Source organism: Pseudomonas sp. RW407 (assembly GCF_003176655.1).
In the GTDB taxonomy this organism is placed as follows: domain Bacteria; phylum Pseudomonadota; class Gammaproteobacteria; order Pseudomonadales; family Pseudomonadaceae; genus Pseudomonas; species Pseudomonas delhiensis.
The window spans coordinates 605,992-620,919 of the sequence record NZ_QGSL01000107.1 but is presented as its reverse complement, the minus strand read 5'-3'; the positions used below and the strand labels follow the sequence as shown (position 1 = coordinate 620,919).

The following is a 14,928-nucleotide window of genomic DNA, read 5'->3' as shown; positions in this document are numbered from 1 at the left end:
CGAAGCCGGCCTGGGCGCGGCGCGCCAGGGCCTCGCCGATGCGGCCCATGCCGACGATGCCGAGGGTCTTGCCGTGCACGTCGCAGCCGAACTGCGCCGGGCCTATGCCGGCCTGCCAGTGGCCGGCGCGGATCCAGCGGTCCAGCTCGGCCACCCGCCGGGCGCTGGCCAGCAGCAGGGCGAAGCCGGTGTCGGCGGTGGTCTCGGTCAGCACGTCGGGGGTGTTGGTGAGCAGCACGCCGCGGCGGTCCAGCTCGGCGATGTCGTAGTTGTCCACGCCCACCGAGACGCTGGACACCACCTCCAGCTGCGGCGCCAGGTCCAGCAGCCCGGCGTCCAGGCGCAGGCTGGCGCCCAGCAGGCCCCGGGCGCCGGGCAGCGCCGCGCGCAGGCGGGCCAGGCCGTCGGCGGCCGGGTCCTCGACCAGGGTCACGTCGGCGTGGGCCTGCAGGCGCTGCATCAGCACGTCGGACAGGCGCTTGTAGAGGACGATGCGTTTCTTCATGGTCGTGTCTTCCTAGTGGCCCAGCGCCGGTCGAAGGCGCTCGGCTTTCTGCGAGGGGTTGAGGACGGCGGTCAGGGCCACGGCCGCCAGCAGCGAGCCGCACATGAACAGGTAGGAGGCGCCGGGCCCGCCGGTGGCGCCGTTGAGGTAGCCCACCAGCCAGGAGCCGGAGAACGAGCCCAGCGCGCCCATGCTGTTGATCAGCGCCATGGCGCCGCCGGCGACGTTGCTCGGCAGCACCTCCGGGACGATGGCGAAGAACGGCCCGTAGGGCGCGTACATGCAGGCCCCGGCGAGCACCAGCAGCGCGTAGGAGGCCCAGAAGTGCTGGCTGCCCAGGGCGTAGGAGCCGTAGAAGGCCAGCGCGGCGACCAGCAGCGGCGGCCAGACGAAGCGCTTGCGCTTCTGCAGGCGGTCCGAGGCCCAGGACACCCCGAGCATGGCCAGCACCGCCACCAGGTACGGCAGCGCCGACAGCCAGCCGGCGCTGACGATGTCCAGGCCCGAGGCCTGCTTGAGGATCGACGGTAGCCAGAGCACGAAGCCGTAGACGCCGATGCTCCAGCAGAAGTACTGCAGGCAGAGGATGATCACCTTCGGCGAGCGGAACGCCTCTCGGTAGTTCTTCATCGGCTTGATGCCCTGCTGCTCGGCGGCCAGGGCGCGCTGCAGCGCGGCCTTCTCGGCCTCGTCGAGCCACTTGGCCTGGGCCGGGCGATCATCCACCAGGCGCCACCAGATGAAGGCCCAGAGCACCGCCGGCAGGCCCTCGATGATGAACATCCAGCGCCAGTCGAACCGGCTCACCAGGTAGCCGGAGAGCACCGACATCCAGAGGATGGTCACCGGGTTGCCGAGGATCAGGAAGGTATTGGCCCGCGAGCGTTCGGCGCGGGTGAACCAGTGGCAGAGGTAGATAAGCATGGCCGGCATCACCGCCGCCTCGACCACGCCGAGCAGGAAGCGGATGCCCACCAGCAGGTAGACGTCGCGGACCATGCCGGTCAGCGTGGCCAGGCCGCCCCAGAGGATCAGGCTGGCGAAGATCAGCTTCTTCACGCTGCGCTTCTCGGCGTAGATGGCCCCGGGCACCTGGAAGAAGAAGTAGCCGAGGAAGAACAGCGCGCCCAGCAGCGACGACAGCGCCGGGGTGATGTTCAGGTCCTCGGCCATCCCGGAGGCGGCGGCGAAGCCGTAGTTGGCGCGGTCCAGGTAGGCCAGGCTGTAGGTGACGAAGACGATGGGCATGATGTGCCACCAGCGGCGTGGGGCGAGTCGGTCGAGCTGCATGGGGTTTCTCCTGAGCTTGTTGTTCTTGTCGCAACAGGTGCCGGCCGGGCCGGCGGGTTTCGGGGTTCAGGCACGCAGGCGCGCGTCGTGGGCTTCCAGTTCGTGGCGCTGTGGCAGGCCCTCCATGTCGCCGCGCGACTGCACCGCGCGGCTGCCGCACCAGTTGCCGCGGGCCACCGCCTGGCGCAGGTCGCGGCCTTCCAGCAGGGCACTGATCACGCCGACGGCGAAGGCGTCGCCGGCGCCCACGGTGTCCACCACCCGCGCCACCGGCTGCGGCGGCACCACGCCTTCGCGGCCGTCGGCGTCGCGGAAGTAGGCGCCCTCGGCGCCGAGCTTGATGGCCACGCATTCCACGCCCTGCTCAAGGTAGAAGCCGGCGATGGCCTCGGGCGACTGGCGCCCGCTCAGCAGGCGGCCCTCCTCCAGGCCCGGCAGCACCCAGTGGGCCTTGAACGCCAGGGCGTTGACCTCGCGCACCATGGTCGCGCAGTCCGGCCACAGCGAGGGACGCAGGTTGGGGTCGAAGGAGACGCTGCGGCCGGCGGCGCGCATGGCGTCCAGCAATTGCCGGGAGAGTTCGCGGCAGCTCGCCGACAGCGCCGGCGGGATGCCCGTGGCGTGCAGGTGGCGCGCCCGCAGCAGGCCCGGGCGCAGCAGCGCCGGGGACAGGCGGCTGGCCGCCGAGTTGCGGCGGAAGTACTCCACCCGCGGGTCGCTGCCGTCGTCGCAGCGGGCCTTGAGCTGGAAGCCGGTGGGGTGCTCGGCGTCGATCTCGACGCCGTCGCAGTCCAGCCCCTCGCGGCGCAGGCTGGCGAGCACGAAGCGGCCCAGGGAGTCGTCGCCCACCCGGCTCAGCCAGTTCACCCGCAAGCCCAGGCGCGCCAGGCCGATGGCCACGTTGCTGTCAGCGCCGGCGATGCGCTTGCCGAAGCCCTCCACCTCGGCCAGGTCGCCGCACTGCTCGGCGACGAACATGGCCATGGTCTCGCCGAAGCAGAGCACGTCGTGTTCAGCCATGGCGCACCTCCGGGGCGCGGCCCAGCTGCGCCAGTTGCTCGACCTGCTCGCGGGTCAGGCTGGCCAGGTCGTCGCCGGCCAGCGGGTATTCGATGGCGCGCGGCACCCCGGGGGCGAAGCGCGCCAGCAGCGCCTCCCACTCGTCGAGGTCGGCGGCCTGCGGCGGCACCGCCACCAGGCGCCCGTCCTCGCGGCGGCGCACCGCCTTGCAGTGCACGTAGCGCACCCAGGGCCCGAGCAGGCGCGCCGCCTGCTGCGGCGACTCGCCCTGCCAGTGCCAGTTGCCGATGTCGAAGGTCATGGCCAGCGGCAGGCCCAGCTCGCCGGCGCGGCGGAAGAAGCGCAGCAGCGGCTCGACGCGGCCGCCCTGGGCGGTCTGGTCGTTCTCCACCAGCAGCACCGGCCCCTGCCCGAGCAGGGGGCGCAGGGCTTCGAGGTCGCACTCGTCACGGTAGTGGCCGAGGGAAACCTTCAGCGCCACCGCACCGGCCTCCCCTGCCAGGCGCAGGCGCCCGGCCAGCGCCGGCTCCAGGCGGCCATCGGCGCGCCACAGCTCCAGCGGCGCCGAGTACAGGCTTTCCAGGCCCTGGGCGGCGCTGGCCGCGGCCAGGGCGGCGGCGTCGGGCAGCGCGTCGAAGAGTTCTTCGCGCCATTCGACGCGGCTCGCGCCGGCCTCGGCCAGCAGTTCCAGGTAGGCGGCCTGGCCCCGCTGCCGCACGGCATCGGCGCCGAAGCTGGACAGGCTGATGGATACGGGGTTCGCGTGCATTGTTCTTGTCCTTCTCGTTCAGCCGGGATGAAACCGGTTTCATTTCTAGCCGAAAACCGCTGCGGCCTGGGCCGCAGCGGCTTCAGCCGCGTACTGGGGTGGAACCTCGGACGATGAGTTCGGCGCGCAGGTCCAGGCGCCGCGCCGGTTGCGTGACGCCCTGCAGGCGTTCCAGCAGGCACTGGAAGGCCGCCTGGCCGATGCGTTCGGTGGGTTGGGCCAGGGCGGTGATGCCGCCGCCGACCAGGGGGTACCAGTCCAGTTCGTCGAGGGCGACCAGGCCCAGGTCGTCGAACAGGCGCACGCCCATCTGGTGCAGGGTGCGGGTGGCGCACAGGGTGGCCACGCCGTTGCAGGTAAACAGGGCCTGGGGGCCGTGCCCGGCGCTGGCGAGGAAGGCGGCCAGGCGTTCGCGCAGGTCGTCGCCGGTCTCCAGCACCTGGCCGCGCAGGCCGGGCCGGCGGGCGATGGAAGCCTGGAAGGCGACCACCCGCTCCTGCCGCGAACTGGTGCCGTCCAGCGGCTCGCTGACCGCCAGGATGTCGCGGTAGCCGCGGGCCTGCAGGTGGTCCAGGGCCTGCTCCACGGCATCGGCGTTGTCCAGGCCCACCAGGTCCGAGCGCAGCTCTTCCAGCTGGCGGTCCACCAGCACCATGGGCAGCTCGCGCGCCAGGCTGGCCAGCTCGCCGGCGTGGTGGCCGAGGGTGTTCACGATCAGGCCTTCGACGTTGTACGACTGCAGCGCCTGCAGGTGCAGGCGCTCCTGCTCGTCGTCGCGGTCGGTGTTACACACCACCAGGCTGTAGCCGTGCTGGCGGCAAGCGGTCTCCACGCCATGCATCACGGCGACGGAGTAAGGGTTGCGGATGTCCGCCAGGAGCATGCCCACCAGGCGCGTGCGGCCGCGCTTGAGGCCGCTGGCCATGCGGCTGGGGCGGTAGCCGAGCTGCTCGATCACCGCCTCGATGCGCTGGGCGGTGGCATCGGCGAGCAGCTGCCGGTCGCCGCCGATGTAGCGCGACACCGTGGCCTTGGAGACGCCGGCGGCCCGGGCCACCTCGCTGATGGTGACCCGCCCGCGGGCAGGCGGAAGCATGTCGTTCACCCTGTCGATCCTTTTGTATTCACTTGTGCCGGAGGGTTATGAAACCGGTTTCAATAAATCAGGGATGGATCGGGGCGTCAAGCCCCCAAAGCACGACATCCCCTGCTCCGGGCCGTGAAAATAGGCGGACAAAAAAACAGCCCGTCATGTCAGCGGGCTGTTTTCAACTGTCTGCCCAGCGACGCTGATTACGCAATTCCAACGACTGTGACCCACGCGCTGGAAGCCCTGCCCGCACTCCAGAGGATGTGATCTACCTCACTGAACCCCTGACCTGCCCCTGAGTTCTCGGACCTTTCCTATTTACTTGCGACGCCCCATCCGTCGAGCCTTGGAAGAGGCAACGCTACTCCACGCAAGTCTGCTGGTGCCGTTGCTCGTCAACGGAAAAGCGCACCCTACATGCTTCGGGCGCCTTGAAAAAAGGGAATCTAATGGCTGTCGGATATTTCATTCGCCAGGGCGATAAGACCACCTGTGGTGGCGTCGTGCTGGAAGCGGATCACCGCGTCATGATGTTCGGCATCGCGCACGCCCGCCAAGGGGACCGGGTTTCCTGCGGCAAGGACGGAAAGGTCTACCGGATCATAGGCGGGGTCTCGTTCATCCGCAGTCACGGCCGTCAGGTGGCTGGCACCCTGGACAGCATCAGCGGCTGCCCATGCAGGGCCAGGTTGCTACCATCGCTGTTCAGCGCTACGTATAAGTCGAATCACGATGAAGCCAAGCCCCTGATAACGGCCCCTTCTCCTGCGGTTGCTGCGGTACCTCTCGCTGCGACTTCCTTGACGGCCGCCCCCAAGCCTGCCACGCAAAATCTGCAGGAAGAGGAGGAGGAAGAAGAGGAGCTGGAGAAGGCTGGCATCGTGCTGCGCCTGGGCCTGTTCTTCGACGGCACAGGAGACAATGCGCAGAACGTCCAGCTCGGGGCGCAATGCCAGGCTGGTGAGCTGGGCTACAGCGCTGAGGATCAGCAGGCCATGTTGATGCGCTGCCGCGACTTCCAGCGTGACCCGCGCAGCAGTTTTGGGCGGCAACCGACGAATATCGCGCGGCTGTATAACCTTTATCGAGATGACACAAACCGGCCAGATGCAACGTCGCACAGCTTACTTTCCATCCCAGTCTACGCACCAGGCGTGGGTACCCGGACCAATGAGCCAGATGTCACTTTTCCCGATATGGCGCTGGGAACAGGTAAGCGTGGAGTAGAAGCGCAGATCAGCTTTGCTGTACAGGAGGCTCTGAAACGCATACGCCAGCTCGCTGGTAACAACCCGGCATTGCAGATCGCATGTGTGAAAGTGGATTTGTTTGGTTTCAGCCGTGGCGCCGCCGCTGCGCGGCATTTCCTCAATGACCTGGCACGTGACACCAAATCCTTGCTAGCCCAGGCCCTGCATGCTGGGAAGGCACCACTGGCCCCGGGCTTTCGCTGGCAAATCGGGGATGGGGTGCAAGTCGGTGTGCTCGGCTTGTTCGACACCGTGGCAGCCATCGGCACCCTGGCCGATGGCTGGAACGTGCACGACGCACGCAATGGCGGCCTGGATCTGTACCTGGCCCCAGGCTGCGCCGAGCGAGTGATCCACCTGGTGGCTGCTGACGAGCGGCGCCACAACTTCTCCCTCAACAGCGTAGAGCCGGGGTTCCGCGATGCCTACCTACCAGGCACCCACGGCGACTTGGGCGGCAACTACCCAGCACTGATGGAAGAACGACTGCTGCTGACTCCACCCTACGTAAGCGAAGTGGACAAGGAGCGGCCCGATGAGGAAACCGAGGCCTATCGTCAAGCTGTCGTCGCCTTGGAGCACTGGCTCCAGTACGGGCTGATCGATCCTCGCCAGCCCAATGGCCGACTCTATGTCGATTGTTATTCGATTCGCTCCACGGAAAGTCCTTTGCGGCGCAAGAACGTCTATGCCCAAGTGCGCCTGGAGCGTCAGGTACGGGGTGAGTATGGGCGTATTCCTTTGCGAATAATGCATGCGCTGGCAGTGCGGGCGGGTGCCGCATTCAGAGCCATTGACGATGCCGATCCCGACCTAGCCATTCCTGCCCTCCTGCAACCAATTGCCGAGAAACTGATGGCGAGCACCGAGCAAGGCCACCCAATAACCTTGACCACAGCGGAGCAGGAATTGCTCTGGGCCCACTACATCCACCAGTCCGACAACTGGAATGTCTATCCCGGCATGAGCGGTGGCCTGAAGGTGCAGTTCGTCGATCGTCCCACTGCATCCGGCGAACGAGCCCGCCATCCGAATCGCAAGGGTTCCGCATGATGAAAGCAAGGCATTGGCTGCTCATTGCAGTCTTCTACATAGGCCAGGTCGGGGCGACGGAACCACCTATGCCATTTCCCTCTTGGTACCTGGGCTTCGTGGCGCCGGACTATATGGATGTCTGGCTGGAAACCGCAGACGTCACCGATATACGGGGAGACTTTCATGCTGGAGTAATGCGAGGTGTCGTCTCCATCTGGCAGCCAGAGGACGGCACGGGTGATCCAACACGGGCGCTGGGGCCATATATCTTGGGAAAAGGAATCAGCCAGTTCACCGAGCTGCCACAGCGCCTGTTCGTCCGCTGGCAATCCCTGGTGGAGCCCCAGACCTACCGTGCCACAGTGGAGATTCCCGACTCTGCCCGTGAGCTGATGCGCAAGCGTGAACGGGTCAACTGCCCCATCACCGGTTGGACCGACGAGCATCGCGACGCCTTGGCGGTGATGCTGGCCCCGGGAGGCATCGTCAAGGTCTGGGTCAGCGGCAGTTGCTTCCCGGCTATACCGGTTGCGCGTGTTCAGGCCGAAGTGGAACCGCTGGGGCCATACGGTGGAAAGTCAGGCGGTCGCTATCGCTCCTTGGAGCCTGCAGCCAAGGCTTATCTCGAGAAACACGGGATTCCCTATGGTTCCTGGTGAACTACGACTGCTGTCGGCAGAAGGATCCGATGGACTGCGCCATCGTTAAGACAATGGCGCTCCCTGAATGATTTTCTGCTAGGGTTGAAACCCAGGAGATGGCATTCCTCCTCATAACCGCCCCCGTGCTGATGATGCCTGCATGACCCCGGACGACATCCGCCCCCGGAGGAATGGATCATGTCATCAGCCATGCAGCCGCTTTCCGGCACCGCCGCGCTCGATCCGCACGTCGCGGACACGCCCCCCGGCGACTTCCACAGCATCCTCTTCCCCGGCGCCCGCCGGCCAACCCTGGCCGGCGCGCCGCCACCCTGCTTCAGGGACCTGAACCTCGACCAGGTGGTCGACGCCATCACCGCGGACCGCCACGAGTACGACCTGGAGCCCTTCTTCTACACCCACCTGGACGACCTCGACGCCATCGTCTACCGCCAGGAAGTGATGCACGACCTGCTGGACCCCGGCCTGCTCGCCGACCTCCAGGCCTTCGCCGCCGGCATGCGCGCCGTGCGCCGGCACCTGGTGCCGGAAGAGAAGCTCTACTACGCGCGCCAGCAGCAGCGCAGCTTCGTCGAGGCGGTGCGGGTGTATTGCGATACGCTCACGCAACTGGCGCGGGCCCTGGCCGCCCGCCCCTTCGCGTCGCGCGGCCTGCGCGGGCTGCTGGCGTACCTGGGGCGCTACCTGGCCTCGGATCGCTTCGTCGGCCTGGCCGGGGACACCCGCCACCTGCTCGACGGGCTCGGCGCCATCACCTACTCGATGCTCATCAAGGACAACCAGGTCCGCGTCCAGCGCTACGAGCCGACCGAGGACATCAGCGAAGCCATCGACAGGACCTTCGCTAAATTCCGCCAGGGCGACGTGCGCGACTACCACGCCAAGTTCAACGAATGGCCGGGCATGAACCACGTCGAGGCGGCCGTGCTGGACATGGTGGCGCAGCTCTACCCGGAGGTCTTCGCCGAGCAGGCCGGATTCTGCGAGAAGCACGCGGACTTCATCGACGCGACCGTCCAGGACTTCGACCGCGAGGTGCAGTTCTACCTGGCCTACCTGGCCTACATCCAGCCGCTGGTGGACGCCGGCATGCCCTTCTGCTTCCCCGGCGTGCGCACCGACAGCAAGGCCGTGTTCGCCCGCAACGCCTTCGACCTCGCCCTGGCCAGCCGCCTGGTGCGCAACAGCAACCGCCTGGAGGTGGTGTGCAACGACTTCGAGCTGGCCGGGCGCGAGCGCATCCTGGTGGTCTCCGGCCCCAACCAGGGCGGCAAGACCACCTTCGCCCGCCTGGTCGGCCAGCTGCACTACCTGGCCTGCATCGGCTGCCGGGTGCCGGCCGGGGCCGCCGAGCTGTTCCTCTTCGACCGCCTCTACACCCTGTTCGAGAAACAGGAGCGCCCCGGCGACCTGCGCGGCAAGCTGCAGGACGACCTGCTCCGCGCCCGCGGGATACTCGAGGGCGCCAGCGGCCGCAGCCTGATCCTGATCAACGAGATCTTCTCCTCGACCACCGCCAGCGACGCCGCCTTCCTCGGCCAGAAGATCCTCGCGCGGATCATCGCCCTGGACGCCCTCTGCGTGTGCGTCACCTTCATCCACGAGCTGACGCAGATGGGCCAGAGCATCGTCAGCATGATGAGCTGCGTCGACCCCGACGACCCGTCCCGGCGCACCTTCAAGGTCCTGCGCAAGCCCGCGGACCGGCTGTCCTACGCCCTCTCCATCGCCCGCAAGCACCGCCTCACCTACGACAGCGTGAAGGAGCGCATCCGGCCATGAAAGCCCACCTCATGTACCCGCAGGCCGACCTCGACCTGGACAAGCCGCCGCCGCTGCACGCCGAGGACCTGGTCCAGGACCTGGCCCTGGACACCCTGTTCGACGCCATGGCCGGCGACGACAAGTTCCTCCGCCAGGTCGCCCGCTGCGCGCTGCTGACCGCCTTCGACAGCACCCCGGAGGTGGTCCGCTACCGCCAGGCGGTGCTGCGCGACTGCCTGGCCAACCAGGCGGTGGTGCGCGACCTGTACCGCCTCGCCCTGGACGTGCTGGGGCTGGAGCAGAACATCTACCTGAGCTTCATGACCAAGTACCCCAGCAGCATCATGCACCGCTCGCTGAAGCTGCTGCACCTGCAGATCGACCTGCTCCGGCGCCTGCGGCGGATGGCCGACGAGCAGGCCGGGCACTTCGCCTCGGAGGGCTTCGGCAAGCTGTTCGCCCTGATCCGCGAAGAGATCAGCGACCAGTACTTCGCCGAACTGCAGGACCACTTCGAGCAGCTCAAGCTGCGCAAGGGTTTTCTCGTCAGCGCCCGCCTGGGCCCGCTGAACCGCGGCGTGGCCTACTGCCTGCGGCGCTACCCCAGGCCCCAGGGCAATTGGCTGAAGCGCCTGCTGGGCAAGAAGCCGGAGAGCTACGTCTACGAGATCGCCGAGCGCGACGAGACCGGCGCCACGGCGCTGTCGGAGCTGCAGGACAGGGGCGCCAACGAGGTGGCCAACGCCCTCGCCCAGGCCGCCGAGCACATCACCGGCTTCTTCGCCATGCTGCGCACCGAGCTGGCGTTCTACATCGGCTGCCTCAACCTGCGCGAACACCTGAGCGAGCTGCGCGGCGACATCTGCTTCGCCGACGTCAGCCCCGCCGGGCAGTACCGGCAGGCCTTCGAAGGCCTCTACGACATCTGCCTGGCGCTGAACATGCGGCGCGCGGTGGTCGGCAACGACCTGGCCGGCGACGACCGCCAGCTGTTCGTCATCACCGGCGCCAACCAGGGCGGCAAGTCGACCTTCCTGCGCAGCATCGGCATCGCCCAGCTGATGCTGCAGTGCGGCCTGTTCGTGCCGGCGAGGCAACTGCGCGCCAACCTCTGCGACGGCCTGTACACCCACTACAAGCGCGAGGAGGACGCCAGCATGAAGCGCGGCAAGCTGGACGAGGAACTCGCCCGCATGAGCGACATCGTCGACCACCTGAGCCCGCGCTCCATCCTGCTGTGCAACGAATCCTTCGCCGCCACCAACGAGCGCGAGGGCTCGGAAATCGCCCGCCAGGTGGTGCGCGCGCTGGCCGAGGCCGGGGTGAAGACCTTCTTCGTCACCCACCTTCACGACTTCGCCCACAGCCTTTACGAAGCGCCGCCAGCGGGCAGCCTGTTCCTCCGCGCCGAGCGCCGCGACGACGGCGGGCGGACCTTCCGCATCACCGAGGGCGCCCCGCTGGCCACCGCGTTCGGCACCGACCTGTACGCGCAGGTCTTCGCCGAGCCCGCGGCCGCCGGCTAGCCGCCGCGGGCCCGCAGCCGGGCCAGCGCGGCGGTGCCCGCGGCCATCAGCACGGCGGCGCAGACGAACGCCAGCACCGGCGAGACGGCGCTCCAGAGCAGGCCGACCGTCGCGCTGGAAACGAACTTGGCGGTGCCGTTCACGGTGCCGAGCGCGCCATAGCTCAGGGCCAGCGTCTGCGGCTGCACCATGTCGGCGGTCACGGTGGACTCCAGGGCCTCCTGCACCGACACGTACAGGCCGGCGACGGTGAACAGCAGCGCCAGCAGCGGCAGGCTGTCCACCCGCAGCCAGAAGGCCAGGGCCGCCAGCAGCGCCGTCAGGGCGCCCAGGGCATAGCCGGCGACCAGCACCGGCAGGGAACCCAGGCGGTCGGCCAGCGCGCCGACGGGATAGGACGTCAGCACCTGCACCAGGTTGCGCCAGACGTACAGCAGGCCGGCGACCTGCGCCGCCTGGACCACGCCCAGGCTGCCGGCCAGCAGCTGCGTGGCGGCGAGGATGAGCAGGCTGTGGCTGAAATCGCCGATGCCGAACAGCCCGACGGCCCCCAGGTAGCGCTTGAAGCGCTGCGGCAGGCCTTTCAGCGTCTGGAAGAACTTCAGCCCGGGGTTCGCCGAATGCTGCGGGTCCCTGACCAGGGTCAGGAACGCCAGCACGGCCAGCACGCCGGGAATCACGCTCATCCACAGCACCAGGCGGAACGGCCCGCTCGCATCGTCCCAGGGCAGCCGCTGGGCCCAGCCCAGCAGCGCGACGCCCAGCAGGGGCCCGGCCACGGCGCCCAGGGTGTCCATCGCGCGGTGGAAACCGAAGGCCCGGCCGCGGCTATCGGCCGTCACCGCCTGGACCACGATGGCGTCGCGCAGCGGGCCGCGCAGCCCCTTGCCGAACCAGGAGACCAGCCGCCCGAGGAGGATCAGCGGCCAGCCCAGGGCAAGGGCCAGCAGCACCTGCCCGACCGGCGTCAACCCGTAGCCGATCACCACGAGCAGCTTGCGATGCCCCAGCTTGTCGGCGATGTAGCCGGAGAACATCTTGGTGTAGGCGGCCAGGGCGTCGGCGATCCCCTCGATGATGCCCAGCGCGGCGGCGGGAATCCCCAGCACCGCGAGGAACCCGGGCAGTATCACGGTGGTGGTCTCGTAGCAGAAATCGCCCAGGGCGCTGGTCACCCCCGCCCCCACCACCGTGCCGTTGAGCCAGGCCGCGCGGCCCGCCTTGCCGGCCGTTTCCGGCGCCTGCTGCTGCGATGGGTGCATCATGCCTCCTCGGTGGCGGAGCACGCGCGCCGGGCCGCCGCTACGCGGCGCGGCGGGTGGCTCGCGGGTTCAGCGGTTCTCGTCCTGTGCCTCGAATACCCGCTGGGCGTAGGTGTCCAGCAGGGCCTCGCACGCCTGCAGGCGCTGCTGCGCCTCGGCCAGCAGCGGTGCGCCGTAGAAGTCCAGCCTGCGGATCTTCTCCAGCCAGTTCTGCAGCTTCTTCAGGTCGACGTCGTTCTCTTCCAGCTCGGCGTAGGTGAAGTGGGAAGCCGCGGTCTCCTTGGCGATCTCCGCCTCGAAGTCGTCGCACTTGTCGAGCAGCTCGCGGTATTCCTCGTCGCGATCGGCCCTGAAGCGGGCCACCACCTTGTCCTCCTGCAGGCGGTCCAGGGCGACGGTCTCGAGGATCACCGAGTCGCCCGCCATCGCCTCGATCTCGTGTTCCAGCATCTTCAGCTGGCGCACGTGCTCGTCGTTCTTGGGCAGCAGGCAGACGCCATTCTGCAGGTACACCGCGCCCATGCCCTTGAGCCTGCGCCACAGCGCGATGCGCTTCTTGGCCGGTTCGGAGGGGACCTTGTAGGTGAGCAGGAGCCAATTCTGGTTCGTCATGCGTGCAACTCTAATGTAACCGTCGTTACATTTTAAAAGAATCAAAACTCATAAGCTTATTGTTGCAGGCAACGCAAGTGATATGAAACAGGGGGCAACGCCGCCAGGGAGAGGCCGGGGGCTTTTCCCCGGTGCGGCAAAAGTGCTAGCTTTCGCCGCAGGAGATGGCATTCCTCCTTTAACCGCCCTCGTGCTGATGATGCCTACGTGAACCCTGGACAGGGTGCGTAGGTGTGCGTCCTGTCCTTTTGCAAAAGGACCGGACCGTGACCGCAACACCCCACCCTCAGCCCGGAATGGCGCCTGCTGCTGATCACCGGCTTCTGCGGCGGCCTGACCACCTTCTCGACCTTTTCCGCGGAAACCTTCTCGCTGCTGCAGACCGGGCGCGTGGCCTGGGCGCTGGGGGAAATCGCGGTGCACGTCGTAGGTTCGCTGCTGGCGACGGCCGCGGGCGTTCTAACCTACACATTGCTGGGCGCACGCTGACGGAGGCGTAATCATGAAAGGCTACCTGGTGACCTTCTTCACCCAACAGAGCCGCCGCCACGGCGGCAAGCTGATCACCGACTGGATGGTCGACCTGGCCCGCGGCATGAAGCTCAAGGGCGCCACCCTGGTCCTCGGCGCGGAAGGCTTCGGCCATGCCGGGCGGGTGCACTCCTACCACTTCTTCGAACTGGCCGACCAGCCGGTGGAAATCTGCCTGGCCGTCTCCGAGGAGGAATGCGAGCGCCTGTTCGAGCGCCTGGAAGCCGAAGACCTGGCGCTGTTCTACGTGAAGACGCCCGTGGAAATGGGCACCGTCGGCAAGCGCAAGGCCGACCGCGACACCCCCACAACCTGACGACCACGGAGACCCGCACCATGAGCTTCACCGACCTCCCCGCCGGCAAGGGCATCCCGGACGACCTCTACGCCGTGATCGAGATCCCGGCCAACCACGCGCCCATCAAGTACGAGCTGGACAAGGCCAGCGGCCAGCTGTTCGTCGACCGCTTCCTCAGCACGCCGATGTTCTACCCGGCCAACTACGGCTTCATTCCCTCCACCCTCAGCGAGGACGGCGACCCGCTGGACATCCTCGTCGTCGCCCCCTGCCCGGTCGCGCCCGGCACCGTGCTGCGCTGCCGCCCGCTGGGAGTGATGTACATGACCGACGAGGCCGGGCCGGACGCCAAGATCATCGCCGTACCCCACGACAAGCTCAGCACCCTGTACGCCGGCCTGCACCAGTGCAGCGACCTGAGCGACCTGCTGCTCAAGCAGATCCAGCACTTCTTCGAGAACTACAAGACCCTCGAGCCCGGCAAGTGGGTGCGCATGGAACGCTGGGGCAGCCTGGACGACGCGCGCGAGGAAATCCGCAAGTCGGTGGCGGCCTATGGGGCAGCACATTGAGCGCAAGCCTGACCCGCCCAGGGACAATCCGACTACCCGCGCTGCCCCTGCTCCTGGAATCCGGATGCCTGACGCTCGGCCTGCTCGGTGGCTGGCTGTTCGCCCAGTCGGCAGCCGGCCTGGCCGGCCTGGTGCCGCTTGGCATGGGCCTGGCTGCTGGTCCGCTTCGTCCCGAGCGGCCACCGGCAGTTCTCGGCCACGCTCTGCTTTTGCGGCGGCGTCACGGCCTGCTCCGCCAAGCTCACCGAGATCCTCGGCTTCTACATGGAAGGGCAATGTTCCCTGGCGTTCAGTGAAATACCCGAGCTTCTCCTCTGCGTCGTGCTTCCACCGGTCGTCGCCATGATCCTGGTGATGCTGGTGCATCTGGTGCTCAACGACTGAGACCGACAAGACAAGAAACCTTTCGATCAGCCGATCAGGAACCCCCATGCCAGACTACCGCTCGAAAACCTCCACCCACGGCCGCAACATGGCCGGCGCCCGCGCCCTCTGGCGCGCCACCGGGATGAAGGACGAAGACTTCAAGAAGCCGATCATCGCCATCGCCAACTCCTTCACCCAGTTCGTGCCCGGCCACGTGCACCTGAAGGACCTGGGCCAACTGGTCGCCCGCGAGATCGAGAAGGCCGGCGGCGTGGCCAAGGAATTCAACACCATCGCCGTAGACGACGGCATCGCCATGGGCCACGACGGCATGCTCTATTCGCTGCCCAGCCGCGAGATCATCGCCGACTCCGTC

The 14,928-nt window shown here is 67.6% G+C and carries 16 protein-coding genes, 1 pseudogene and 2 riboswitches; of the genes and pseudogenes, 10 read left to right on the top strand and 7 right to left on the bottom strand.

The features are described from left to right. The 5 genes from DK254_RS26855 to DK254_RS26835 form a co-directional block, all read right to left on the bottom strand. Positions 1-505: NAD(P)-dependent oxidoreductase (locus DK254_RS26855; RefSeq protein ID WP_305888139.1), on the bottom strand; the 505-nt coding region annotated here is incomplete at its 3' end. A gap of 12 nt (positions 506-517) precedes the next feature. After that, positions 518-1,795, bottom strand: a complete 1,278-nt coding sequence (locus DK254_RS26850) for an MFS transporter (RefSeq protein WP_109936269.1) — start codon at positions 1,793-1,795, stop codon at positions 518-520. A gap of 66 nt (positions 1,796-1,861) precedes the next feature. After that, positions 1,862-2,815: a sugar kinase gene (locus DK254_RS26845; RefSeq protein ID WP_109936268.1), complete on the bottom strand. Its 954-nt coding sequence runs from the start codon at positions 2,813-2,815 to the stop codon at positions 1,862-1,864. Next, the gene (locus tag DK254_RS26840) at positions 2,808-3,584 is read right to left on the bottom strand and encodes an AP endonuclease (RefSeq protein ID WP_109936267.1); all 777 of its coding nucleotides are present in this window, start codon (positions 3,582-3,584) and stop codon (positions 2,808-2,810) included. The genes DK254_RS26845 and DK254_RS26840 overlap by 8 nt, the downstream gene beginning before the upstream one ends. 82 nt (positions 3,585-3,666) lie before the next feature. Continuing rightward, positions 3,667-4,680, bottom strand: a complete 1,014-nt coding sequence (locus DK254_RS26835) for a LacI family DNA-binding transcriptional regulator (protein ID WP_371921183.1) — start codon at positions 4,678-4,680, stop codon at positions 3,667-3,669. On the opposite strand from DK254_RS26835, the gene DK254_RS34945 reads away from it, so the two are divergent. The 5 genes from DK254_RS34945 (at position 4,679) to DK254_RS26815 (ending at position 10,911) form a co-directional block, all read left to right on the top strand. Continuing rightward, the gene (locus DK254_RS34945) at positions 4,679-4,807 is read left to right on the top strand and encodes a hypothetical protein (RefSeq protein WP_256595965.1); all 129 of its coding nucleotides are present in this window, start codon (positions 4,679-4,681) and stop codon (positions 4,805-4,807) included. The genes DK254_RS26835 and DK254_RS34945 overlap by 2 nt on opposite strands. Before the next feature lie 316 nt (positions 4,808-5,123). Then, positions 5,124-6,977: a phospholipase effector Tle1 domain-containing protein gene (locus DK254_RS26830; protein WP_109936265.1), complete on the top strand. Its 1,854-nt coding sequence runs from the start codon at positions 5,124-5,126 to the stop codon at positions 6,975-6,977. Then, on the top strand, positions 6,974-7,618 hold the full coding sequence (locus DK254_RS26825; protein ID WP_256595964.1) for a DUF2931 family protein: 645 nt from the start codon (positions 6,974-6,976) through the stop codon (positions 7,616-7,618). The genes DK254_RS26830 and DK254_RS26825 overlap by 4 nt, the downstream gene beginning before the upstream one ends. A gap of 85 nt (positions 7,619-7,703) precedes the next feature. Further along, positions 7,704-7,766: riboswitch (Fluoride riboswitch) on the top strand. Between the two features lie 32 nt (positions 7,767-7,798). Then, positions 7,799-9,403: a DNA mismatch repair protein MutS gene (locus tag DK254_RS26820; RefSeq protein ID WP_109936264.1), complete on the top strand. Its 1,605-nt coding sequence runs from the start codon at positions 7,799-7,801 to the stop codon at positions 9,401-9,403. After that, positions 9,400-10,911: a DNA mismatch repair protein MutS gene (locus DK254_RS26815; protein ID WP_109936263.1), complete on the top strand. Its 1,512-nt coding sequence runs from the start codon at positions 9,400-9,402 to the stop codon at positions 10,909-10,911. Before DK254_RS26820 ends, DK254_RS26815 begins: the two co-directional genes overlap by 4 nt. Here DK254_RS26815 and DK254_RS26810 read toward each other — a convergent pair. Further along, positions 10,908-12,173 (bottom strand): MFS transporter, encoded by a 1,266-nt coding sequence (locus DK254_RS26810; protein WP_109936262.1) that lies wholly within the window; start codon positions 12,171-12,173, stop codon positions 10,908-10,910. The genes DK254_RS26815 and DK254_RS26810 overlap by 4 nt on opposite strands. 69 nt (positions 12,174-12,242) lie before the next feature. Further along, positions 12,243-12,785 (bottom strand): Chromate resistance protein ChrB, encoded by a 543-nt coding sequence (locus DK254_RS26805; RefSeq protein WP_109936261.1) that lies wholly within the window; start codon positions 12,783-12,785, stop codon positions 12,243-12,245. 151 nt (positions 12,786-12,936) lie between these two features. Next, a riboswitch (Fluoride riboswitch) is annotated at positions 12,937-12,998 on the top strand. A 66-nt stretch (positions 12,999-13,064) separates the two neighbouring features. Between DK254_RS26805 and DK254_RS26800 the strand changes: the two are divergent. The 5 genes and pseudogenes from DK254_RS26800 to DK254_RS26780 form a co-directional block, all read left to right on the top strand. Continuing rightward, a pseudogene (locus DK254_RS26800) lies at positions 13,065-13,274 on the top strand (CrcB family protein); the annotation flags it as partial. A 13-nt stretch (positions 13,275-13,287) separates the two neighbouring features. Further along, positions 13,288-13,632: a DUF190 domain-containing protein gene (locus tag DK254_RS26795; protein ID WP_109936260.1), complete on the top strand. Its 345-nt coding sequence runs from the start codon at positions 13,288-13,290 to the stop codon at positions 13,630-13,632. Between the two features lie 20 nt (positions 13,633-13,652). Further along, on the top strand, positions 13,653-14,186 hold the full coding sequence (gene ppa / locus DK254_RS26790; protein WP_109936259.1) for an inorganic diphosphatase: 534 nt from the start codon (positions 13,653-13,655) through the stop codon (positions 14,184-14,186). Between the two features lie 138 nt (positions 14,187-14,324). Continuing rightward, the gene (locus tag DK254_RS26785) at positions 14,325-14,570 is read left to right on the top strand and encodes a hypothetical protein (protein ID WP_109936258.1); all 246 of its coding nucleotides are present in this window, start codon (positions 14,325-14,327) and stop codon (positions 14,568-14,570) included. Between the two features lie 46 nt (positions 14,571-14,616). After that, on the top strand, positions 14,617-14,928 hold a 312-nt coding region (locus tag DK254_RS26780), incomplete at its 3' end, for a dihydroxy-acid dehydratase (protein ID WP_019371369.1).